This is a genomic window from Nonomuraea jabiensis, from assembly GCF_014204795.1.
Taxonomy (GTDB): Bacteria; Actinomycetota; Actinomycetes; order Streptosporangiales; family Streptosporangiaceae; genus Nonomuraea; species Nonomuraea jabiensis.
Window position 1 is genome coordinate 9210016 of the sequence record NZ_JACHMB010000001.1, and the last position, 20936, is coordinate 9230951.

The window sequence follows — 20936 nt, forward strand, 5'->3', positions numbered from 1 at the left end:
TTCACGCAGCCGCGCTCTTGGCCTCCGAATAGGAGCAGCTCAGCTAGCCGGGCTTACTGTCACATTTGTTGACGGACGGCCTCTGGCCAGGCCAGCCTTACGCCGTGGCGGAACCTCCTGCCTCGCGGGCCCGGCAGAGCCTTTGAACCCGGGCTACAGGCCGGTCATCGGGCTCATGTAGTACCAGCAGTCGGCAAGCTCAAGGGTAAGCAACTCAAACTGCCCGAACCCGCTCGGCGCTCCATCCGCCGGCGGTATGTCGATGGCGAGATGTCCCTGGCCGACCTGGCCACCGAGTACAGCGTCGGACGCTCCACCATCCACCTGTACCGCTTCATCACTCATCGCGTGGTGCTTGACCTGCGGCTTTGACCTCCAGATGTCGTGTGGGCAAGATCCCTGCCTGTGCTGGTTCGTCTGCTGTATCTGACCTTGATTCGGGTGTTCGGCTGGCTGGTGTTGCTGGGTCGTAGCCAGGCGTCCAAGGATGTCGAGATCATGGTGCTCCGGCATGAGGTTGCCGTGTTGAAGCGTCGGGTCGTCCGTCCGAAGCCGGACTGGGCCGATCGGGCGCTCTTGGCGGCCTTGGCCCGCGTCCTGCCGACGGTGCTGCGAGCTCATCGGCTTACGTAAGGCGGTAAGGCGGTTACGCCCAAGCTGCTCGGCCACCCGTTGCGTCCAGCCTCGCGACTCCATACCGGCCCTGACCATTGCGACGCGTGTTCCAACCGCCGATGGGAGGCTCTGACGGGTAGCGGTGTGCATGTGGCTCCAGCCGGGTACCGTCAGCGCGTGGATGCGCGCGCCGAGCGGATCGCCTTGTTCCTCGCCGTACGGAACGTGCCGTACGCCACGGACGGCGCCCATGACGCCGAGACGCTGATGATCTCCGGGTGCGGTGACTGCCTGGCGAAGTCCGCCTATCTGATCGAGGGCTTCCGGGCGCTGGGGTACCAAGCCCGGAAAGTTCGGTGGCTGTATCACCTGCCGAACCGGCCGGCCGAGGTACGGATGCTGCCCTCCCGGGAGGACGTGCATTCAGCGGCCGAAGCGTTGATCGATGGCCGGTGGACGCTGGTGGACGCCACCCACGATCCGCCCCTGGCCGCCGCCGGGTTGGCGGTCGCCGTATGGGACGGCATCACCGACACTGTCCCGGCCTACGAGCCGCGCGGGCCGCTGTGGCGACCGGGGGACGGGCCCGCACCGGTGCCGAACGCCGACCTCGACGAGACCGTCGACGCCGACGGCGGCGGCCGCTGTCAGAAGGCGTTCAACCGCTGGTTGCGCGAGGTCCGTGCCGGTGCCGCGACGAACGCGCCCTGGCATGGGGCCGGTTGATGGCGGGGCCTCGCCGCTGTACTGCGATGCCGCCTTTGCCCGGCACACCTACCTGGTCATCGACTTCGAGGCGCTGACCCCGCCGGACGGTCCGCCGTTCCGGTGGAGGTGGCGGTCCTCGCCCTCACTGTCATCGTCAACGGCTGGTCGGAGCTGTGGAGTCTTGAATCGTTGATCGCGCCGCCCGTCGAGGTGCCGGTTAGCTCGTTCGACGTGCGTATGTATCACCGCGGCGATGCTGGCCACGGCTGCCGGTCCCGAGCAGGTCATGGCCGAGCTCGACCGCCGGTTGTCGGCGCCGCCGTACCGGGTGGTCGCCCATCACGCGCCCACCGAGGCGGGGCTCATCGCCCACCAGCGGCTGCACTGTCCCGTCCTGGCGGCTGTCCCGCTGCTGGATACCGTACGGCTGGCTCGCGCGCTGTACCCGGAGCTGCCGTCGCACCGACTGGACGATCTGATGCGGTATCTGCGGATTAAGCCGCCTGGGCGCCGTCATCGGGCGATGCCGGACGTGCAGGTCACGGCGCGGGTCTTCGAGCGGCTGGTGGCTGAGGGCGGGCGCTCGGGGCGCTGGCGCACGCTGTCCGATCTTGACCGGGTGGGTGGGTTGGCGCCCAAGCGTCTGGCGTCACCGGGCGGAGTTCAGGTTGGGCTGTTCTGAGATCTTGAACGCGGTTGTGGAGCGTGGTCAGGGACTGCTGGCGCGTGGTTCGTCTGCATGAAGTGTTGCAGGGCGGCATGTCCTTCGGCGGTGAAGCGGTCTTGCCGGTTGGCGGTCGCGGTGACGGTCATGGTGACGGCGTCGGGGGCGCCGCATAGGGACATCAGTCTCTGCTCTGCCGGGCTGGGCCGGCGCCCGTAACCTGCGTAGGAAGGCATCGCGCAGGTCGTCGCGGTCGTGGAGGGTGCGCATGGTGATGCGGAGGAAGGCCCGTCCGGCGGGCTCGTAGCGACTATTTTCGAAGTCACAGCTCCCTGGGCACGAACTCCGCGCCTCGCATGCACAGATGCTCGGCCGCCAGGACGACACCCACCCCGCGGCATTCCAGCCGCTCCTCCAGGAAAGTAGCGATCTGCTGCCCGAGCTCCTCCTGTACGTGCATGCGCGCCGCGAAGGACTCCACGGCCCGGGCCGGCTTCGACAGGCCGGCGATCCGAGCAGCGGGCAGCACGCCGACGTGCGCGCCGCGCACCAATTGCTATGCCGAACGGTGGAACGGCCTCCGACTGCGGGTAGCGAGGCTGAAGTGCCCCGGTAAGCCGGCGGAGGCCGATCTGCTGGAACTTGATCAGTCGACGCACATTGCTTCGTGGGTGGACTGGAAGACCCAGGTGCCGCCGCCCGGAGAGGCGTAGACGCCGGAAGTGTAATAGGTGCCAGGGGTGCAGTCGTGGCCGACCGCGAGGACGGCCTGCCGGGCCCGGCGTTCGGCTGCCGCCACCCCTTCCGCGTAGGTGTTGCCCGCCCCCACAACAGTGGCGCTGCGGGGAGTGTCATAGCCGTCGGCGTGGGCGGCCGCGGGCGTGATTGCCAGGCCGGCCGCCACTGCAGAGATGAGACCGAATTGGCGGAGCAAAGTGACTTTTCGCATGCTTCTCCTTACAGGGGCGGGCGTTTGGTCGATCACCGGAATTCGGCGGCAGCGTTGACCGCCTGTCATAAGAATCTGGCGGCCGTTTTCTCATGGTGGAGCACATTGCTTCGGGCACGTCGGGGGAATTGCTCATTCGGTTGATCTTCGATTTGGCGGATTGTGCGCTTCACCTCGAGTGCCGCCTCGAGATCTACAAGCATGCATACTGTGATCGCTGCTATGGATCACTGTCAACGGGTGTGGCAGGACCCTTTCCGCTGCGAGCTTTCGGGCTTCGGGGGTGGCAGGATTTATTCTGGCCCATATTCTGTACTTTGCGCCCGAGTCGGAGCTGAAAGGCATTGGCGGGCGGGTTCTGGGATGGACGGTTTGAACCAGCGAGCATTGACATTGGTGAAAGTTTCATCGGCGCATGGCAGTCGCGCCGCCTTGTCGGCGACCGTCCAGAAGCCGGGCCGCCGCCACATCGGCCGCCCGGCCAATATCGGGCATGAACTCATGCTCTGCCCCTGACGATTTCTCTTTGCTGCCTCTTCACGCGAAGACGCGGCCTCGCATCTCTGCGAACTCTGGGTGTTCCGGTCGGATGACCCCTTCGTTCCCAGGGAAGGGTGCGGCACCTGCTTTGTGCCGGGGATTGGTCAGCGGTCAGGGGGAGGGCGGGGTTTCGGTGAGGAGGTGTTGTTCGAGGACCGCGTCGAGTTGCAGCTCGCGATACCCGGCCGTGTCGAACAGGACCGTCAGGCGGTCCTCGCCGCGTTGGATGACCTCGCCCGGCCCCGACGTGCGATGCTCCACGCGGGCGTGCGGGGGGAACGGTCCAGTCTCCGCCTGCCGGCGTTCGGGGGTGCCTGCCAGGCAGGTGTCGCAGTTGCTGCAGGGGTCGCGGGGAGTTGCTCGCCGAAGTAGCCGAGCAGGAAGCGGCGACGGCAGTCGTCGGTCTCGGCGTAGTGGCGCATCATCTCCAGCCGGGTACGTTCGACGTCGCGGCGGCGTTCGGCCAGGTGGCGGGCGAGGTCGGCGGCGGTACCCGGGGCGGGGGCGTCGGGGGCCGGCTCGATGTGGCGGGCGGACAGGCGTACGGCGCCGGCTCTTTCCAGCAGGTCGAGCAGGAGCGTCAGGCGGCGGGGCGACAGTCCGGTGCGCGTGCTCAGCGTTTTGCGGTCGGTGCCCGCGCCGGCCGCGGCAATCTCCTGCGCCACTCCGGTCAAAGGTCCGGTACGGTCGCGGTGAAGTAGCGTTGCAGGCCCAGGTTCTCGGGGCGGTAGAACAGCACCGCCCTGGCGGGGTCGCCGTCGCGGCCGGCCCTGCCGATCTCCTGGTAGTAGGCGTCCGGTGAGCCGGGCACCTCGGCGTGGAGGACGAACCGTACGTCCGGCTTGTCGATGCCCATGCCGAACGCGCTCGTGGCGACCACGACGTCCAGGTCGCCGGCCATGAACCGGCCGTGGACGTCGTCGCGTTCCGGACGGCGCAATCCGGCGTGGTAGGGGGCGGCTCGCACGCCCGCGTCGGTGAGCAGGCCGCTGAGACGGTGGGTCTGCTTGCGTACCGCCGTGTAGACGATGCCCGGTCCCGGTTCCTCGCGTACCGCGGCGACGATGTCGGGGGCGGGGTCGTCGAGCATCCGGCGTACCGTGAGCGAGATGTTGGGGCGGTCGAAGCCCTGGACGATCTCCATGGGGTCGCGCGGGCCCAGCCGTTCGGTGATCTCCGCCCGCACCGGCGGGGCCGCGGTGGCGGTCAGGGCGGCGATCGGCGGGCGGTCCAGCGCCTCGGCCACCGCCCCCAGCCGCAGGTAGTCGGGCCGGAAGTCGTGCCCCACGAGGAGATCAGGTGGGCCTCGTCCACCACCAGGAGAGAAGGCCCGGCGGCGGCGAGGTCGCGTACGACGTCGGGCTTGGCGAGCTGCTCCGGCGCGCAGAACAGGAACTCCGTCCTCCCGGCCCGCAGCGACTCGAAGGTCGTCCTCCGCTCGCCGGCCGGGGTGCCGGCGTCCAGGCTCACGGGCTGCTCGTCGTGCTCGCGCAGCGCCTCGACCTGATCGCGCTGCAGGGCGATCAGCGGGGAGACCACGACGGTGGGGCCGGGCAGGAGCAGGGCGGGCACCTGGTAGATCGCGGATTTGCCGCCGCCGGTCGGCATCACCACCAGGGCGTCCCGGCCCCGCGCCAGCGCGGTCATCGCGGCCAGCTGCCCGGCCGCAGGTCGGTCAGGCCCAGCGCCTGCCGCGCCACCCGTTCGCACTCGGCGCCCACCTCTGCCATCGGCCCTCCTGCCGCGATCGCACTGCCGGATTGTCGCTCCTGCCCCGGCAGGTGGCCGGCATGTCACCCGGCGGCCACCGCCCGATGGAGGCCCGGCGCGAGCCGGTTCCGCTCTTACGCGGTCACCTGGGCGGAGGTCTCCTCCTCGTCCGAGGATGCGGGTGCGGATAGCGATGCTGAGGTCGAGGTCGGAGTGGACATGGAGGTGGTGGGGTTGTTCTGCGGGCCGCGGACGGCCGTGTAGACGAACAGGATGCCCATGACGACGACGCCCGCCCACATCGCCTGCTGCCAGCCCTCGACGAACGACTGACGGGCGGCTTCGACCAGTGCCTGCGCGTGGGAACCGGCGTCGCCCGCGGCCTCGATGGCGTTGGCGACGCCCTGGCGGGCGGCGTCCGCCGCGCCCTGGGGGAGGCCGGCGAGCCGGTCGTCGACGGCGCTGCGGTAGCCGCTCGCCAGGAGGGCGCCGAGCAGGGCGACGCCGAGTGCGGTGCCGAACTCGCGGGTGATGTCGTTGAGCGCGGAGGCGACACCCTGCTTGTCGCGGGGCAGGGAGCCGGTGATGGCCTCGGTGGAGGGGGTCATCGCCAGGCCCATGCCGATGCCCATGGCGAGCATGCCGGGCAGGATGGACGGGTAGCCGCCTTCGACGGAGACGATGCCGGCCATGAGGGCCAGCCCGGCGCCGAACAGCGCGATCCCCGCCGCCATGGTCGAGCGGGCGCCGATGCGCGCGGTCAGGTGGGGCGCCAGGCCGGAGGTCGCCATCATCAGCACGGCCATGGGCATCATCGCCAGCGTCGACAGCAGCCCCGACCAGCCGAGGACGGCTTGCAGGAACGGGAAGAGGACCACGAACACCCCCGCCTGGACACCGAAGACCGCCAGCAGCGTGATGGAGCCGCCGGCCAGGCCGCGCTCGCGGAAGAGCCGCACGTCCAGCAGGGACGCGTCCGCGCGGCGCAGCTCCCAGGCCACGAAGAAGATCAGGGCGACCAGCCCGACGACGAGACAGGCCAGGGTGACCGGGCCGCTCCAGCCGCGCTCAGGGCCTTCCTGGAGGACGAAGATGAGGCCCACCACGGCGACGACGGAGGCCAGCGCGCCGACGGTGTCGAAGGAGTGCCCGGAGCGCTCGCGGGAGTCGGGCACCGATCGCATCATGCCGAGCGAGACGACGACCAGGACGACGGGCAGCAGGAACAGCCACCGCCAGTGGGCCACGTCCACGAGCAGGGCGGACAGGAACATGCCGATGATGCCGCCGCCTCCTGCGACGCCGGTCCACACGCCGATCGCCTTCCCGCGCTGCTCGTCGGGGAATGTCGAGGTGATCACGGCGAGGGTGATCGGCATGATCACCGCGGCGCCCGCGCCGCTGAACACCCGGGCGGCGATCATGACTTCGGCGGACGGGGCCAGGCCCGCGAGCCCACTGGCGGCCCCGAAGACGATCAGTCCGGTGATCAGCATGGGTTTGCGGCCCAGCCGGTCACCGATCGCGCCGAGCGGGAGCAGGAGGGCGGCCAGGGTGAGGGTGTAGACGTTGATGATCCACAGGATGGTGGTCTGTGAGGCGCCGAATTCGACGGACATGTCGGGCTGGGCGACGTTCAGCCCGGTCACCGAGGCGATGACCGCCATCAACGCGACACAGACGGCGATCAGGATGGTGCGCAACTGGCGCGCGTCCGGCGCGCCGGTCTCTGTATGGCTGGTGCTCATGCGGGTTCCTCTCGATCAAGGCAGGTCGAAGCCGCCATCGGCGACGTTAGCCCCCCCTTGCACGAAAGGCATAGCATCTTGCCTATGAAGCAAGAAGATGAGGACCTGGACAGCCTCGTACGCAAACGCATCCGCGCCCTCCGGGTCGCCCAGGGCTGGTCCCTGGAAGAGCTGGCCACCCGCGCCAGGCTCAGCCAGTCCTCGCTGAGCCGCATCGAGAACGGTCAGCGGCGCCTCGCCCTGGATCAGCTCGTCACCCTCGCCCGCGCCCTGGACACCTCCCTCGACCAGCTCGTCGAGACCGCCACCGACGACGTCGTCATCAGCCCGATGATCGACGGCACGCAGGGCTGGATGCGCTGGCCCGTCAAGGGCGACCCGGGCATGACCGTGATGCGCCAGCGCCTGACGGAGCCGCCGCCCGACAACTCGGCCCGCATGCGCGCCCACCCGGGCCGGGAATGGCTGGTCGTCCTGTCGGGCACGGCGGCCCTCATGCTGGGCCACCGCCGCATCCGTCTCGAGGCCAACCAGGCCGCCGAGTTCCCGACGATGATGCCGCACGCCATCGGCGCCGAAGGCGGGCCGTGCGAGATCATGGGCATCTTCGACCGCGACGCGCGGCGCGGGCACCAACCAAGCGGAGATGGCCGTACGTGACCAAGAGGGGAGCTGTGACGGGCATGCGTGCGGAAGTGGAGTGGGTGGACTCCCGGGAGAGGCTGCCGGAGGACGGGATCCCTGTGGCCGCCGCGATCGCCGGCCGTTACGCGCCCGAGGACGGCGCGGACGAGCGCGACCCGGCCGCGGGGCTGGAGTTCTGGCTGGTCAGGCCGATGTACTTCACGACTCGGCACTTCGATGAGGACGGGCGCGAGCACCGCGACTGTTTCGTCGACTCCGACGGGATCGTCCGCCCGCCCTACGGCCGGGATGGTGAGGACCCGATCACCCATTGGGCCTACCTGCCCACGCTGCCGGGTACGACCGTGCACTACCTGACGGGCGAGGAGGCGAGGACCGCTCGCGCGAAGGCTCTGGGTGAGGAGGCGTAACGGCAGCGGCATCCCGTCGCCCGGCACGGACGGCCTGACGTTCCTCGACGTGGTGTGGGACCAGGCGCCGTTCGCGACCCACGGGGCGTTCGTCTCCACGGTCGCGAGGACGGCGGGGGAGTTCGTGAGGGCGGGGAGCCTGACCGAGGCGCAGAAGGACGCGGTGGTGGCTGCCGCCGCGAGCGCGCGCAGGGAGCTGACACCGGAGCCGTAGGCGCTGGGGCGGGAAATGTCCGCCTTATGTCCGGGTGACGCCCTGGTTCGCGCACGGCGTGATCTTCACAATCGAGCCGTGGAACTCCAGCGAATCATCCGGTCCTTACCCCTCACGACTCTCTCCCTCTTGATGGTCATCTCCTCGGCGGTGCTCTGGGCAGGGGCGACGCCGGCCCAGGCGGTGCGGGGCGGCGGCCCCGTGGCCGACGGCACCTGGGGCTTCGTGGCGAAGGTGAACGTGGGCGAGACCCACGGCTGCACCGGAGCCCTGATCAGCCCGCAGTGGGTGCTCACCGCCGCCAGCTGCTTCGCCTCCCCGGGCCAGTCGCTGACGAGCGGGGCGCCGAAGACCGCGACGACGGTCACGGTCGGCAGGACGGACCTGTCCGGTGCGGGCGGCCGGGTGCTGCCGGTGGAGTGGATCCACCCGCACCCGGACCGGGACGTCGTCCTGGTCAAGCTGACCTTGCGGGCCGTCGGCATCACGCCTGTCACGGTCGGCACCACCGCTCCCGCCTCGGGGGACGCGCTGCAGGTCGCCGGCTTCGGCCGGACCGCCGAGCAGTGGGCGCCGAATCTGCTGCACGCCGCGCCGGTCGTGGCCGGGGCCGTGGCCGCCGGCTCGTTCGGCTGGAGCGCGACGAGCGGAGACGTGAGCGCCTGCCAGGGGGACGCGGGCGCGCCGGTGCTCCGCACGAACGGGAGCCGCGCGGAGCTCGTCGGGCTCGGCTCCGGCTCGGGACAGGGCGGCTGCCTCGGCGCCGCCGCCGGCGGGACGCGCGGCGGCGACGCGATGCGGGTGGACGACCTGGCGAGCTGGATCCGCACCGCCGCCCCCGAGCCCACCACGTCCTTCACCCAGTACGGGTCCAGCCTCACCGGGATCGGCGGTTACGACCTGGACGACGACCGCGACCAGGTGGTGGCGTTCGACTACGAGCACTCGGGCAAGCTCGATCACCTGCTGCTCTACCGGCCGGGCTCGCAGATCGTCTCTATCGTCAAGCGGAACACCGACGGCACCTACGCCTCGGTCTACTCCTCGACCACGGGCATCGGCGGCTACGACCTGAAGGACAATCGGGACCGCATCATCGCCTTCGACTACAAGGGCACGGGGAAGCTGGACCACCTGCTGCTCTACCGTCCGGGCGGGGAGACGGCCTGGATTCTCGAGCACGGCGCCGGCGACACGTTCAAGGCCGTCTTCCACAGCTCGGAAGGCATCGGCGGCTACGACCTGAAGAGCGCCGAGGACCAGATCATCGCCTTCGACTACTCGGGGTCGGGGAGGCAGGACCATCTGCTGCTGTACCGGCCGGGGATCGGGACGGTCCACATCCTCCAGCGCGGCGGCGCCACGTTCGCGCCGGTCTTCGCCACGGTCGACGGCGGGATCGGCGGCTACAACCTGAAGGACGTCCGGGACCGGATCATCGCCTTCGACTACTCGGGGTCGGGGAAGCTGGATCACCTGGTGCTCTACCGTCCGGGCGGGGAGACGGCCTGGATTCTCGAGCACGGCACGGGCACCACGTTCAGAGCCGTCTTCAACAGCTCGGCCGGCATCGGCGGCTACGACCTGAAGAGCACGGCCGACCGGATCATCGCCTTCGACTACGAGCACTCGGGGCGGCTGGACCATCTGCTGCTCTACCGTCCCGGCGGGAAGACGGCCTGGATACTGAAGCACGGCGCGGGCAACACGTTCACCGCCGTGTTCCACAGCTCGACCGGCATCGGCGGCTACGACCTGGAGATGGCGAAGGACCGCGTGATCGCCTTCGACTACCGGAGCACGGGTGGGCAGAGTCACCTGTTCCTCTACCGCCCGGGCGACCAGATCACCTACTTCGCCGGACGGGCCTTCCCGCCGGTACGGGTGGTCCCGGTCACGGTGACGCCGGTCATCGGCCCGGACTCCATCGTGGAGCGGTACGCCTACCCGCTGGACTTCCCGCACGCCTACGCGGGCACCTCCGGCCAGGCCGACTGGGGGACGGACGAGGCCGAGGCGCGCAACTTCGAGCTGATCTCCGGCAACGGCGGGCTCATCTGGGTCTCGTGCACCGTGTCCCCCGAGAACGGGGTCGGCGTGATCAAGGTGTTCCCCGGGCTGCTGAACGGCCAGACCGAGATCGGCGAGCCGCATCTCGGCGTGACGGCGGTCTGCTTCAAGGTGCTCGGCGCCGGTGGCTGGGTGAAGCTGCGCATCCCCAACGTCTACGAGGTGCAGGGGGACAGCCGCTCCCCAGGGGCCGGCCATGACGTGGACGCGACGGTCGTGAACGTCTCCTCCGGAGCGGAGCGGACCAAGCGCGTCGAGCGGGACGAGAGCGAGCAGTTCGGACGTACGGACACCACCTGCGACGAGGGTCACCCGGACTATCCCGACAACTGCCGCGAGACCCTGCTGGAGCTGCGGGTCGTCGCCTGACAACGTCACGGCCGGCCACCCTTCGGGGGGGGCCGGCCGTTCGCCCCATTCCTTGATCGCGTGGACGGAAACGGTGGATGTGAAGACGAATCGAGCGTTACGTGGCGCGGGAGTCGTGGGCAGCGTGCTCGCGTTGCTTCTCGCAGGCAGCCCGATCACCGAGGCCGCGGCGGCGGACCCGCCCGCCGCGCCGGTGTGCGAGCGCCAAGTGGTGTTGGAGGCGTGGGTCACGGGCGGCGTGAACGTGCGCCCGGCCGCCGAGCGGGCCCTGCTCGGGGACAAGGCGGCGATCTGTGCCCTGCTGGCCGAGTTGCCCCGGCTCACGGCGCAGGACGACCGCGAGCAGGCCGGCCGCATCAAGGCCCAGGGAGGGGCCGAGGTGGCCGCCGCCGCCAACGCGGCCCTGCGCTCCGACGACTCCAGCGCCGTGTCGAAGTTTCTCGACGGCGGCTGGCAGAGCGCCCGGGAGATCGACCTGCGGGCCAGCGTGAACCAGATGAAGGCGGCCGGCGGGCCGGAGGTCAAGGCCGCGGCGAACGCGGTGCTGCGCAACGGGACGCGTGAGGCCCTGGGGCAGTTCATCGAGTCGGGGTGGCGGCTGCCGTACAGGCTGGATCTGCGTGCGGTCGTCAACCGCGCGATGGCGGAGGGCGGCCCGCAGGTGCAGGCCGCGGCGAACCGGGCGTTGCAGGACGGCAGCCTGGAGATGCAGGAGAGATTCGTCCAGATCGACTGGGGCGTGGCCCAGGCCAGGGACAACGAGAACCAGACCCTGAACGACCTGCGGGCCAGCGCCACGGAGGCGACCCGGCGCGCTGCGTTCGAGACGGTCTCCGCGGTCGCGCAGGCCGACCGCGCGAAAGCCGAGGCCGCGGCGGCCAAGGCCGACGCGCAGGAGGCCGAACGCCTCGCCTCGCTCGCCGGGCAGGAGTCGGCGGAGGCCAAACGCCAGGCCCAGCGCGCGGCCGAGGCCGCCGACCGCGCCGCGATCGCCTCCAGCGTCGCCGTCCAGGCCGCCCGGGCAGCCGCGCAGGCCGCCCGCGCGGCGGCCGGAGCCGCCGGACGCGCGGCGACCGCGGCGGCGCGGGCGCACACCAAGTCCGACGAGGCCTGGGCCGCAGCGGCGGCGGCGGAGCTGGACGCCAAGGCCGCCGCCGACGCGGAGAACCACAACCGGGTCATGCAGCAGATCGGGCCGCAGATCTCCGCCTGGCTCTCGCCCATCGACCAGATCACCGCCGTGACGCAGCAGGCCTACGCCGCGGTCGCCGCCGCCGACTCGGCGCGGGCGAACACCGCGGCCGCCGGGCGCGCCGCCGAGGCCGCCGGCCGGTACGCGGGGCAGGCCAGCGCCGAGGCCAAGGCCGCGTTCGCGGCGGCCGCCCGCGCCGGAGCCAGCGCCGAACGGGCGAAACGCGCCACCGAGGAGACCGTGCGTCAGGCCGACATCGCCAAGGACGCGGCCGGCAAGGCACGGGACGCCGCGACGCGCGCGGTGACGTACGCGGAGCAGGCGGCGAGCGCCGCGAAGAGCGCGGCCCAGCACGCGGGCAGCGCCGTCAACGCGGCCGAGCTGGCGACGCAGCACGCGAACAACGCCTACCGCGCGGCGGAGGACGCGCTGCAGGCCGCCGAGACGGCCCAGACCGTGTACAAGGCGGCGCGCGCGGCCGACGCCGAACGGCTCCAGCACGAGCTCGAACTCGAGCTGTCCTTCGCCCGGCACGTCAGCCAGAAGGCCGCCGAGGCCCACCTGGGCGACGCCCGCGGCTTCGCGGTGCCGATGCGCCGCTACCACACGCCCGAGATCGACGCGCTGATCGCCGAGGCCGCGAACCCGCAGGCCGACACCGCGACGGCCGCCCGCAAGGCGCGCGAGGTGGCCCGCTACTTCGCCACCGTGCCCGGCACCTGGACCAGCTCGGCGGCCATGGCGGCGCTCGGCGAGGACGACGACGTGCGTACCGTCGCCTTCGTCAAGACCGGGCTCGCGTCCGCCGAGGAGCAGGACGACCGCACGACCCTGACCGGTCTCATGCCCACCGGCACCCCCGCCATGAGAGCCGCCGCGCAGCAGGCCCTGGACCGCGGGTGGGCCGACGTCATCGCCTTCCTCGACGACCCCGACTACCCCGAGCGGGCCGCCGAGCAGCGCGAGCAGGTCGGCCGCATCCTCGCCGAGGCCCGCGAGGCCGGCCACGCCCAGACCGAGGAGGCGGCGAACCTCGCCCTGCGCTCCGACGACCCCGACGCCCTCCAGGAGTTCCTGGAGGTCAAGCACAACACCGCCTACACCATGGACATCCGGTCGAAGGTCGGTGAGATCGCCGGCGACGCCTCGAACGGCACCGAAGTGCGCAACGGCGCCCAGATCGCCCTCGCCGGCACGACGGCGATGCAGGCCGAGTTCCTGGAGGTGGAGCGGCACCGCGCGGCCGAACGCGACTACGCGACCGCCACCCACAACTACATCGCCACGTCCCTGATGATCGAGACCTCGGAGATCGCGCAGCGCGCCGTCGACTTCGCCCGCACCGCGCAGGCCGCCGCGGCGGAGGCCCGGGGCGCGGCGGAGGAGGCCATCGGGTACGCCAACGCCGCCGGCAAGGCGGCCGAGCAGGCGGGAAAGTACGCCACCGAGGCCGTCGCCCACGCCCGCGACGCCGCCGCCTCCGCGGAACGGGCCGCGCAGTCCGTCCGCACCGCCGCCGCGGCGGCCCAGCAGGCGCGGCAGTCGGCCGGGCGAGCGTCCCTGTCGGCCCGCTGGGCCCGCGCCTCCGCCGTCTCGGCCGCCCAGGACGCGGCCGGCGCCTACGCCGCCTACGACAGCGCGTACGCGGCGCAGATCCGGGCCGGCCAAAGCGCCTCGGAAGCGGCCAGGATCGCCGCCGAGGTGTTCGACCACTACCGGGAAGAGGCCCAGCGCCGCCTGAGCACGCTGAAAGGCGAATGGCTGGGTCACTGCAAATGGGGGCCGGAGGACGGGCTGCCCGGATACCACGACTGCAGCGCGTATGTCGAAGGCATTCTCAACGACCCCAAGGGGCCGCTGCACGACCCGGAGGGTTACGCCAGCCAGAACGCCGACAAATGTCGGCAGCAGTTCGTCGGCAAGGCACTGGACGCGTGCCTGTCCGTCGTCATGAGCCCCCTCTTCTCCTTCGCGAAGACGGGGATCGCCGACCGGGAGACGGAGACCCACCGCCTCGCCGAGGAGTACATCACCGCGACCGCGCTGGACCTGTTCAACGCCGCCTCCCAGTACGGGATGATCAGCGATTGCAAATCCGCCTTCAAGGGCGCCCTCAGCGGCCGGGTGTCCAGCTTCTCGGACTGCATCACCGGAGCCTTCGACCTGTCGGAGGATCCCAACTGGAACGAGAACGCGAGCCAGTGGAAGGGCACCTTCGTGGAGTCGCTCATCCCGGAGGAGCTGCGCTTCGCCGAGTACAACTCGATCTTGGGGCCGATGTACCTGCTCCACCACCTGTCCGACCGCACCATCATCGTGGCGACGTACGAGTCCGCCCTGGCGACCTCGCTCGTGCGGACGCTGCCCATCGGCTGCGTCCAGGACGGCGGGCAGTGCCCGTACGCCGACGCCGCGCAGCAGCTCAGGGACGTCAGCGAATCGATCAAGCGGCTCAACAACCAGGGCTACATCGTCGACGAGTCCGGACGGGTCCTCGACGCGAACGGCCTGCCGATCGCGAGCCTTCCCCCCGCCGACGACCTGTCGAAATGGGCGAACTACACGGTCGAGAGCGGCCTGCACGACGACCTCGCCGCCCTGGAGAACCGCCTCGACCTGCTGTACCGGCAGCAGTTCGGCCTGCCCATGGCACCCCCGGCCTGGCACCTGGAGACGCAGCTCGCCTACCGCGTCGCCACGCGGGAGGTGGCCCTGCGCGACTCCACGCTGCGGCTCGTCATGAACAACCCGGGCGGCGTCTGCGACGCGGTCCCGCTCACCGGCACCGGGCCCGACCGGCAGCGGCAGGCCGTGGCAGGGTGCATCCAGGCCGTCAAGATGCTGCTCCCGGCCGGCACCACGATGATCATCTACTATCCCGATCCGGACGATCCGGCGGAGCTGCTCGAAGTCACCGTGCGCGGGGTCGGGCGCTGGCTGGACTGAAACCCGCGTGAGAACCCAGGCTGAAGGCGCGGTCGCCGAAAGACACCGCGCCTTCAGCCTGCGGCGCATAATCCCCGTTGACCATGCCGGGATTACGGGTAATGGTGGGAGGACCGGTCAAGGGGAGGTTCGATGAGCATCACCGACGAGCTGGTCGCCAACGCCGAACGCTACGCCGAGTCCTTCCAGCACGGGGCGCTCGCCCTGCCGCCCGCCAAACGCTTGGCCGTGGTGGCCTGCATGGACGCCCGGCTCAACGTCTACGGCCTGCTCGGCCTGCGAGAAGGCGACGCGCACGTCATCCGCACTCGGGCGGCGTCATCACGGCGGGCGAGCGCCGCAGCCTGGCCATCAGCCAGCGGCTGCTGGGCACGCGCGAGATCGTCCTGATCCACCACACCGACTGCGGCATGCTCACCTTCACCGACGACGGCTTCAAGCAGGACGTCTACCGCGATGTCGGCATCAAGCCCGACTGGGCCGCTGAGGCCTTCACCGACCTGGAGGAGGACGTGGTCCAGTCCGTCCGGCGGATCAGGCAGGACCCGTTCATCCCGCACAAGGACGCGATCAGGGGGCTCGTCTACGACGTCACGACCGGGCGGCTCGGCGAGGTCAAGCTGTAGCCGGACCGGGCCACGAGCCGCCGCCTGCCCCCACCCCGTCCCGCCCCGTCCGGCCTCGCCTCACCCCGCCCCGCTGAGTATGCGGTCTGAATGGTGTGGGGTGTCCTTCTCGGTGCGGCTCGTTCATAACTGCCGGCATGGGGAATGCGGCAGCACGCCGCGATTTCCCGAATGCGCCGCCTTGACCGTGAAAACTCGCCCGTGTTTCAATCCAGGACCGCTTTGTGCGGCGTACTGATTCGCGGGGGATCGGAGACACAGTCATGGAATTAGGCCGTCGGGAAGCCGTCAAACTGGGATTGGCCGCATTAGTGAGCGGCGGCGTCATGCGAACGGCTCCCGCCGCTCACGCGGCCGGCGCCGTCAACCCGTACCCGGCGGGCGAGGACAGCGTCGTCGTGGCCCTGCGCCGCGCGCTCGACAACGCCGCCAACGGCGTCGCCGGGCCGGCGGGGCGCGACGCCCAGGGGCGGATCGTCGTCCGGGCCACGGCGAACCATCGCCACGTGCTCAAGGGGCGGCTGATCGTGGGGGGCAACACCCACCTGGACGCGACGGGCGCGCGGTTCGTCGCCGGCTTCACCTCGCCGGGCACCTCGGAGACGATGGTGCTCAACCACGTTCCCAGCGCGACGACCGGGGGGTACGGCGCGCCGGGCAACATCAGGATCACCGGCGGCTCCTGGGACCCGATCTGGCAGTACCTCCAGGACGGCCGCCAGGCGCCGGCGTCGAACGTCATCACGATGCAGCACACGTCCGGCGTCGAGCTGGTCGGCCTGACCATCTACAACGTCAAGTGGTACCACGCCATCGAGCTCAACGCCGTACGGAACGCCACCGTGAGCGGCTGCGCCCTGTACGGCTGGGTGCTCGCCCCCCAGTACGCCGACAAGCGCTACCACGGCGAGGCCGTCCAGCTCGACCTGGCCGGCGTCACGAACACGTGGGCGGGCGCGACGGACAACACGCCCTGCACCGGCATCCGCGTCCTCGGCAACACGTGCGACAAGTCGGGATCGCAGGGCCCCTGGGGCACCCTCGTCGGATCGCACACGGCCGTGCCCGGCGTCCGGCACTCGCGGGTCTGGATCGAGAACAACGTGGTCACCAACACCAGCTACGACGCGATCACCCCGTTCAACACCGAGGCCGTGTACATCCGGGACAACCGGATCACCGGCTGCAACGGCGGCGTGTACGTCCGGGCGTCCGAGACCGAGGCCAACCCGCTGACGATCGTGGAGATTACCGGGAACACCGTGGGCCCGCTCGTCCCCGACTACCAGGGGAAGATCAGGTCGGGGATCGGGCTCGTCGCCCACGAGGGCTCTCCCATCAGCGACATCCTGGTCAGCGGCAACACGGCGCCGTCGTTCATCTACCGGTCCCGGCAGCTGATGACCTTCCGCGAGCCGCCGCAGACCAGTTGAGACCATCCCGCCCGGCAGTCGGGCGGGATGCTCTCAGGAGCTCACCACCTGAGGGGAAGGCCGGCGATGAACGAGCCGAGCGCGCCCGCCAGCGCCTTGTGGTCGTGCAGGGAGGGGTGCCAGTCGCAGCCGAGCAGGTCGAGCCCCAGCGCGGCGTTGTCGTAGTGGAGCGCCTTGACCCGGCCGTCCCCCTGGCTGTTGCGCTGCCGCACGACCTGCTGGACGGAGTCGGCCAGGGCGGTCGCGTTCGACATGGTGGGGTAGGTCAGCACGATGGAGGTGCTCTTGCCGTACCTGGCCCTGAGCTCGTCCAGGAAGCCCAGGTAGGCGGTGCGGTAGTCGGCGGCGAGGGCGTCGAGGTCGGCCCAGGGCTCGCCGGGGTTGAGCGCGGTGGAGAAGTCGTTGATGCCCAGCCCGACCACCACGAGCTCACGGTCGTCTCCACGGTGGCCGGGCTGCCGCAGGTGGACGCGTCCCGGATGGCGGCGATCGGATTCTGCTTCGGCGGGCTGTGCGTGCTGGACCTGGCCAGGCACGACGCGGCGGTCCGCGGCGTGGCGAGCTTCCACGGGGTGCTGACCCCGCCGCCGGCGCCGACTGGCAGCTCCAAGCCTTCGGCCACACCTGCCACTCGTTCATGGCGGAGCAGGCCGACAGCCCGGAGCTCGGCATCCAGTACAGCCGGCGCTCCGCCGAGCGGGCGTGGTGGAGCCTGGAGCGCTTCCTCGCCGAATGCCTGCGCGACCCGTCGTGAGCCTGGGCGAGGCGGTGCGCTCGCACCTGGCGCGGCCGGCGGAGAGCCTGGTGCCCGGTCGCGGGTCGCGCTAGGGCTGGGGTGGCGGCGGTGGTTTCTGGGAGCGGAGGACCGGGGCCAGGGTGCGGGTGTCGTGGTGGAGGGCTCGGGCGCACAGCGTGAGCGTTTCCGCGAGTGTCGCGCGGTCCGTGTCGTCGATCTCGGCGAGCATGACGGCTTCGATGCTGTCGAGGGAGTGGTCGCATCGCCGCAGCGTGTTCAGGCCCTTCGGGGTGAGGCGGGTGCGCAGGGCGCGGCCGCCGCGGGGGTGGGGGTCGCGGCGGATGAGGCCGCGTTGTTCGAGGTCGCGGATGACCAGGTTCATCGCCTGCGGGGTCACGAAGGCGATGCGGGCCAGGTCGGCCGAGGACGGGGCGTCGCGCAGGCGCAGCTCGCTGAGCGCCATGTACTCGGTGGTCGTCAGGCCGTGCCGGGCGAGCGCTTCGTCCAGGCAGGCGCGGATGCGGCGTTCGAGCCGGAACACGAGGTAGCTCACACGGGGCGGAGGCGAGTCCGGCGCAGCGGCCGCGGGGACACCCGGATCGGTCACCAGGAGACGATATCGCGCCCTTGTCGGAACGGGCTCGATGTAAGTTTCCTCACCCCGTATCAAGGACCTTGATAGCAAGTTACTTGATAACCAGGGAAAACGGCTTTCTGCCAGGTGAACCGGCGAGCGCGCGCACCGGCCGGGCATTGACGGTGAATCGCAGCCCTTCTATTTTCCAGCGACCGAGGTCGATCCGCGGCGCGCCGCGGATGTGGAGAGGAGGAGCGCGAATGAGACGACTGACCACGGCGCTGGCAGGTGCCTGCACCGCGGCGCTCTTTGCCGTCATGACCGTGGTACTCGGATCGCCGGCCGCCGCCGCCAGCCTGGTGGAGGTGACCAGCTTCGGCAACAACCCCGGCAACATGCGGATGCACGTCTACGTGCCGGACTCGCACCCGGCCTCACCGGCCATCGTGGTCGCGATGCACGGCTGCGGCGGCTCCGGCCCCGGCTTCTACCAGAGCAGCGAGTTCGCCTCGCTGGCGGACCGGTACGGCTTCATCGTCATCTACCCGAGCGCCACCCAGTCCGCGGGGTTCGGCAACTGCTTCGACACCTGGTCGGACGCGGCCAAGCGGCGCGGCGGCGGCAGCGACCCCGTCTCGATCATCTCGATGATCGAGTACGTCGAGCGGACCCACCAGGGAGACCCGAACCGCGTCTACGCCACCGGCAGCTCGTCCGGCGGCATGATGACCCAGCACATGCTCGCCCTCTACCCCGACGTGTTCAAAGCGGGGGCCTCCTTCATGGGCGTGCCCTTCAACTGCTTCGCCGGCGCCTCCGACTACCCGCCCGGCAGCAGCAAGTGCACCGGCGGCAGCATGGACCGCACACCCCAGCAGTGGGGCGACGCGGTCCGCCAGGCGTACCCCGGCTATTCCGGCCCCCGCCCGCGCATCCAGCTGTGGCACGGCACCGCCGACACCCTCGTGCCCTACTCGCTGCTGCGGGAGTCGATCGAGCAGTGGACCAACGTGTTCGGGCTGAGCCAGACCCCGACCGGCACCGACACCCCGCAGTCGGGCTGGAGCCGCAGCCGGTACGCCGACGCGTCCGGCACCGTCCAGGTGGAGGCGTACAGCATCCAGGGCGCCGGGCACGTCCTCCCGCAGAGCGGCATGGCCCTGTACGCCGTCCAGTTCTTCGGCCTGACCACCAGCCAGACCGACACCACCCCGCCGACCACGCCCGGCACCCCGGTCGCGTCCGGCGTGACCGCCACCAGCGCCACGCTGACCTGGACCGCCTCCACCGACCAGGGCGGCTCCGGCCTGGCCGGCTACAACGTCTACCGGGAGCAGGGCGCCACCGACCCGCAGCTCGGCCAGACCGCCACCACCTCGATCATCTTGACCGGGCTGAGCGCCAACACCCAGTACCAGGTGTACGTGCGGGCGCGTGACGGCGCGGGCAACCTGTCGGGCAACTCCGCGCCGGTCACCTTCACCACGACCGCCACCGGAGGCGACACCACGCCGCCGACCGCCCCCGCCGGGCTCACCGCCTCGGGCACCACCGCCACCGGCACCACCCTGACCTGGACGGCCTCCACCGACGACACCGGCGTGACCGCGTACGAGATCCTGCGCGCCGCCGGAGCGACGGGCGGCACGTTCACCCAGGCCGGCACCTCGGCCACGACCTCGTTCACCGACACGGGCCTGACCGCGAGCACCACCTACCGCTACCAGGTCCGGGCGCGTGACGCCGCCGGCAACGTCTCACCCGTCTCCGGCACCGTCCAGATCACCACCCAGGCGGGCACCACCGGCACCTGCTCGGCCACCCCGACCGTGCAGTCCCAGTGGGGCAACGGGTACGTCATCCAGCCGCTGACCGTCACCAACACCAGCACCTCGACGATCACGAGCTGGACCGTCACCTTCACCCTGCCGGCCGGGCACACCCTGACCGGCTCGTGGAACGCCACCGTCACCACCAGCGGCCAGACCGTCACCGTCAAGAGCGTCAGCCACAACGGCACGCTCGCGCCGGGGGCTCGCACCACGAGCTTCGGCTTCCAGGCGAGCAGGCCCAGCGGCGACACCGCGCTGCCGTCCGGCTACACCTGCGCCTGACCGCCGGCGCGAGCTTCCCTTGATCACGGACCGTCCGGGACCGGGCCGTGATCAAGGGAGCATTCTTCGTTGCAGAACACCTCTTTGACGAGCCTCCGCTGGGCGTTCCCGAACGCCGCCCCGATGGACAGGCCGGCGTCGTCCACCCAGTTCAGTACGGCGGTCAGAGTCCTGCCGCCGTCGGGCGTGCCGTACATCAGCGTGGCGGAGCCGGCCGTGCCGCCGTTGTGGGTGATGACGGTGCCGCCGCACTCCGTCGTCTGGACGAACACGCCCAGCCCATGCCCGGGATGCCCGTGGCGCGCGGGGTGCACATCTCGGCCAGCAGCGGGGCGGGCAGGAGCTCGCCGCGCACCAGCGCGGAGATGAACGTGGCCAGGTCCTGGCTGGTCGAGATCATGTCGCCGCCGGTGGAGACCCAGGAAGGATTGTGGCGGGTGAGTCGATCGTCTCCTGCCGGCCGGCATCCTCGTAGCGGTAGTAGACGTGGGCGTGCGGCTCGGGAATCTCCGGCGACGCGTCCGGCACCACCGTGCCCGACAGCCCGAGCGGCCCCAGGACCTGCCGCCGCATCTCCTCGGCCAGCGGGCGGGCTTGGACAGCGCCAGGCGTACCAGCTCCTCGGGCCGGTAGCTGTGGAAGCGGCGCTCCACCCACTCCTTGCCCGTGG

At 70.8% G+C, this 20936-nt stretch carries 23 protein-coding genes and 1 pseudogene; 13 read left to right on the plus strand and 11 right to left on the minus strand.

Translation table 11 applies throughout. From position 1 onward, the window contains the following. Positions 1-153 precede the first annotated feature (153 nt). Positions 154-345: a hypothetical protein gene (locus HD596_RS41975; RefSeq protein WP_185074979.1), complete on the minus strand. Its 192-nt coding sequence runs from the start codon at positions 343-345 to the stop codon at positions 154-156. A gap of 60 nt (positions 346-405) precedes the next feature. Here HD596_RS41975 and HD596_RS41980 point away from each other — a divergent pair, with 60 nt between their 5' ends. The 3 genes from HD596_RS41980 (at position 406) to HD596_RS60740 (ending at position 2005) form a co-directional block, all read left to right on the plus strand. After that, on the plus strand, positions 406-633 hold the full coding sequence (locus tag HD596_RS41980; protein ID WP_221519777.1) for a hypothetical protein: 228 nt from the start codon (positions 406-408) through the stop codon (positions 631-633). A 159-nt stretch (positions 634-792) separates the two neighbouring features. Next, complete coding sequence (locus tag HD596_RS41985; protein WP_185074980.1) at positions 793-1341, plus strand: transglutaminase domain-containing protein; 549 nt, start codon at positions 793-795, stop codon at positions 1339-1341. 235 nt (positions 1342-1576) lie between these two features. Continuing rightward, on the plus strand, positions 1577-2005 hold the full coding sequence (locus tag HD596_RS60740) for a 3'-5' exonuclease (protein ID WP_221519778.1): 429 nt from the start codon (positions 1577-1579) through the stop codon (positions 2003-2005). 304 nt (positions 2006-2309) lie between these two features. Here the strand turns inward: HD596_RS60740 and HD596_RS62640 are convergent, their stop codons facing one another. The 6 genes from HD596_RS62640 to HD596_RS42010 form a co-directional block, all read right to left on the minus strand. Then, on the minus strand, positions 2310-2537 hold the full coding sequence (locus HD596_RS62640; RefSeq protein WP_313046314.1) for a GTP cyclohydrolase I: 228 nt from the start codon (positions 2535-2537) through the stop codon (positions 2310-2312). Positions 2538-2633: 96 nt separating this feature from the next. Then, the gene (locus tag HD596_RS42000) at positions 2634-2936 is read right to left on the minus strand and encodes a hypothetical protein (protein ID WP_185074981.1); all 303 of its coding nucleotides are present in this window, start codon (positions 2934-2936) and stop codon (positions 2634-2636) included. A gap of 743 nt (positions 2937-3679) precedes the next feature. Beyond that, positions 3680-4141, minus strand: coding sequence for a RecQ family zinc-binding domain-containing protein (locus HD596_RS64150; RefSeq protein WP_221519779.1), 462 nt, complete (start codon positions 4139-4141; stop codon positions 3680-3682). A 5-nt stretch (positions 4142-4146) separates the two neighbouring features. After that, positions 4147-4764, minus strand: a complete 618-nt coding sequence (locus HD596_RS60750; protein WP_221519780.1) for a helicase-related protein — start codon at positions 4762-4764, stop codon at positions 4147-4149. Then, positions 4683-5123 (minus strand): DEAD/DEAH box helicase, encoded by a 441-nt coding sequence (locus HD596_RS60755; protein ID WP_221519781.1) that lies wholly within the window; start codon positions 5121-5123, stop codon positions 4683-4685. Before HD596_RS60755 ends, HD596_RS60750 begins: the two co-directional genes overlap by 82 nt. Positions 5124-5320: 197 nt before the next feature. Continuing rightward, entirely contained in the window at positions 5321-6934 is a 1614-nt protein-coding gene (locus tag HD596_RS42010; RefSeq protein WP_185074982.1) for an MFS transporter, read from the minus strand. An 84-nt stretch (positions 6935-7018) separates the two neighbouring features. Between HD596_RS42010 and HD596_RS42015 the strand changes: the two genes are divergently transcribed. From HD596_RS42015 to HD596_RS42045, 8 genes are all read left to right on the plus strand, one after another. Next, a complete protein-coding gene (locus HD596_RS42015; protein WP_185074983.1) occupies positions 7019-7594 on the plus strand; it encodes an XRE family transcriptional regulator in 576 nt (191 codons plus the stop codon). Positions 7595-7617: 23 nt separating this feature from the next. Beyond that, on the plus strand, positions 7618-7989 hold the full coding sequence (locus HD596_RS42020) for an AQJ64_40280 family protein (protein WP_185074984.1): 372 nt from the start codon (positions 7618-7620) through the stop codon (positions 7987-7989). Then, positions 7976-8203 carry a hypothetical protein gene (locus HD596_RS42025; protein ID WP_185074985.1) on the plus strand — a complete coding sequence of 76 codons (228 nt, stop codon included), beginning with the start codon at positions 7976-7978 and terminating at the stop codon, positions 8201-8203. Before HD596_RS42020 ends, HD596_RS42025 begins: the two co-directional genes overlap by 14 nt. Positions 8204-8281: 78 nt before the next feature. Further along, a complete protein-coding gene (locus HD596_RS42030) occupies positions 8282-10642 on the plus strand; it encodes a S1 family peptidase (protein WP_185074986.1) in 2361 nt (786 codons plus the stop codon). A 79-nt stretch (positions 10643-10721) separates the two neighbouring features. Then, complete coding sequence (locus HD596_RS42035) at positions 10722-14780, plus strand: DddA-like double-stranded DNA deaminase toxin (protein WP_185074987.1); 4059 nt, start codon at positions 10722-10724, stop codon at positions 14778-14780. A gap of 132 nt (positions 14781-14912) precedes the next feature. Beyond that, positions 14913-15170 (plus strand): carbonic anhydrase, encoded by a 258-nt coding sequence (locus HD596_RS64155; RefSeq protein ID WP_281398306.1) that lies wholly within the window; start codon positions 14913-14915, stop codon positions 15168-15170. 20 nt (positions 15171-15190) lie between these two features. Continuing rightward, a complete protein-coding gene (locus HD596_RS64160; protein ID WP_281398307.1) occupies positions 15191-15406 on the plus strand; it encodes a carbonic anhydrase in 216 nt (71 codons plus the stop codon). A gap of 326 nt (positions 15407-15732) precedes the next feature. After that, positions 15733-16839 carry a right-handed parallel beta-helix repeat-containing protein gene (locus HD596_RS42045; protein WP_185074988.1) on the plus strand — a complete coding sequence of 369 codons (1107 nt, stop codon included), beginning with the start codon at positions 15733-15735 and terminating at the stop codon, positions 16837-16839. 41 nt (positions 16840-16880) lie between these two features. On the opposite strand, the gene HD596_RS60760 is transcribed toward HD596_RS42045, so the two are convergent. Beyond that, complete coding sequence (locus HD596_RS60760) at positions 16881-17264, minus strand: SGNH/GDSL hydrolase family protein (RefSeq protein WP_221519782.1); 384 nt, start codon at positions 17262-17264, stop codon at positions 16881-16883. A gap of 21 nt (positions 17265-17285) precedes the next feature. Between HD596_RS60760 and HD596_RS65850 the strand changes: the two are divergent. Beyond that, positions 17286-17417 (plus strand): annotated as a pseudogene (locus HD596_RS65850) (dienelactone hydrolase family protein); the annotation flags it as partial. 246 nt (positions 17418-17663) lie between these two features. On the opposite strand, the gene HD596_RS42060 reads toward HD596_RS65850, so the two are convergent. Then, positions 17664-18182 (minus strand): MarR family winged helix-turn-helix transcriptional regulator, encoded by a 519-nt coding sequence (locus HD596_RS42060; protein WP_313046315.1) that lies wholly within the window; start codon positions 18180-18182, stop codon positions 17664-17666. A gap of 230 nt (positions 18183-18412) precedes the next feature. Here HD596_RS42060 and HD596_RS42065 point away from each other — a divergent pair, with 230 nt between their 5' ends. Further along, a complete protein-coding gene (locus HD596_RS42065) occupies positions 18413-20266 on the plus strand; it encodes an extracellular catalytic domain type 1 short-chain-length polyhydroxyalkanoate depolymerase (RefSeq protein WP_185074990.1) in 1854 nt (617 codons plus the stop codon). Positions 20267-20289: 23 nt separating this feature from the next. On the opposite strand, the gene HD596_RS42070 is transcribed toward HD596_RS42065, so the two are convergent. Beyond that, on the minus strand, positions 20290-20538 hold the full coding sequence (locus tag HD596_RS42070) for a hypothetical protein (protein WP_185074991.1): 249 nt from the start codon (positions 20536-20538) through the stop codon (positions 20290-20292). Positions 20539-20662: 124 nt separating this feature from the next. Continuing rightward, on the minus strand, positions 20663-20839 hold the full coding sequence (locus HD596_RS42075; RefSeq protein ID WP_185074992.1) for a hypothetical protein: 177 nt from the start codon (positions 20837-20839) through the stop codon (positions 20663-20665). Positions 20840-20936: the final 97 nt, after the last annotated feature.

What these genes read in the sequence shown, in the direction of transcription:
- HD596_RS42075 (WP_185074992.1), bottom strand. Translation starts at nt 20,839, where the DNA reads ATGCGGCGGCAGGTCCTGGGGCCGCTCGGGCTGTCGGGCACGGTGGTG.
- HD596_RS42065 (WP_185074990.1), top strand. Translation starts at nt 18,413, where the DNA reads ATGAGACGACTGACCACGGCGCTGGCAGGTGCCTGCACCGCGGCGCTC.
- HD596_RS42020 (WP_185074984.1), top strand. Translation starts at nt 7,618, where the DNA reads ATGCGTGCGGAAGTGGAGTGGGTGGACTCCCGGGAGAGGCTGCCGGAG.
- HD596_RS64160 (WP_281398307.1), top strand. Translation starts at nt 15,191, where the DNA reads ATGCTCACCTTCACCGACGACGGCTTCAAGCAGGACGTCTACCGCGAT.
- HD596_RS41975 (WP_185074979.1), bottom strand. Translation starts at nt 345, where the DNA reads ATGAGTGATGAAGCGGTACAGGTGGATGGTGGAGCGTCCGACGCTGTA.
- HD596_RS60755 (WP_221519781.1), bottom strand. Translation starts at nt 5,123, where the DNA reads ATGACCGCGCTGGCGCGGGGCCGGGACGCCCTGGTGGTGATGCCGACC.
- HD596_RS60740 (WP_221519778.1), top strand. Translation starts at nt 1,577, where the DNA reads ATGCTGGCCACGGCTGCCGGTCCCGAGCAGGTCATGGCCGAGCTCGAC.
- HD596_RS42000 (WP_185074981.1), bottom strand. Translation starts at nt 2,936, where the DNA reads ATGCGAAAAGTCACTTTGCTCCGCCAATTCGGTCTCATCTCTGCAGTG.
- HD596_RS42015 (WP_185074983.1), top strand. Translation starts at nt 7,019, where the DNA reads ATGAAGCAAGAAGATGAGGACCTGGACAGCCTCGTACGCAAACGCATC.
- HD596_RS64155 (WP_281398306.1), top strand. Translation starts at nt 14,913, where the DNA reads ATGAGCATCACCGACGAGCTGGTCGCCAACGCCGAACGCTACGCCGAG.
- HD596_RS42010 (WP_185074982.1), bottom strand. Translation starts at nt 6,934, where the DNA reads ATGAGCACCAGCCATACAGAGACCGGCGCGCCGGACGCGCGCCAGTTG.
- HD596_RS42045 (WP_185074988.1), top strand. Translation starts at nt 15,733, where the DNA reads ATGCGAACGGCTCCCGCCGCTCACGCGGCCGGCGCCGTCAACCCGTAC.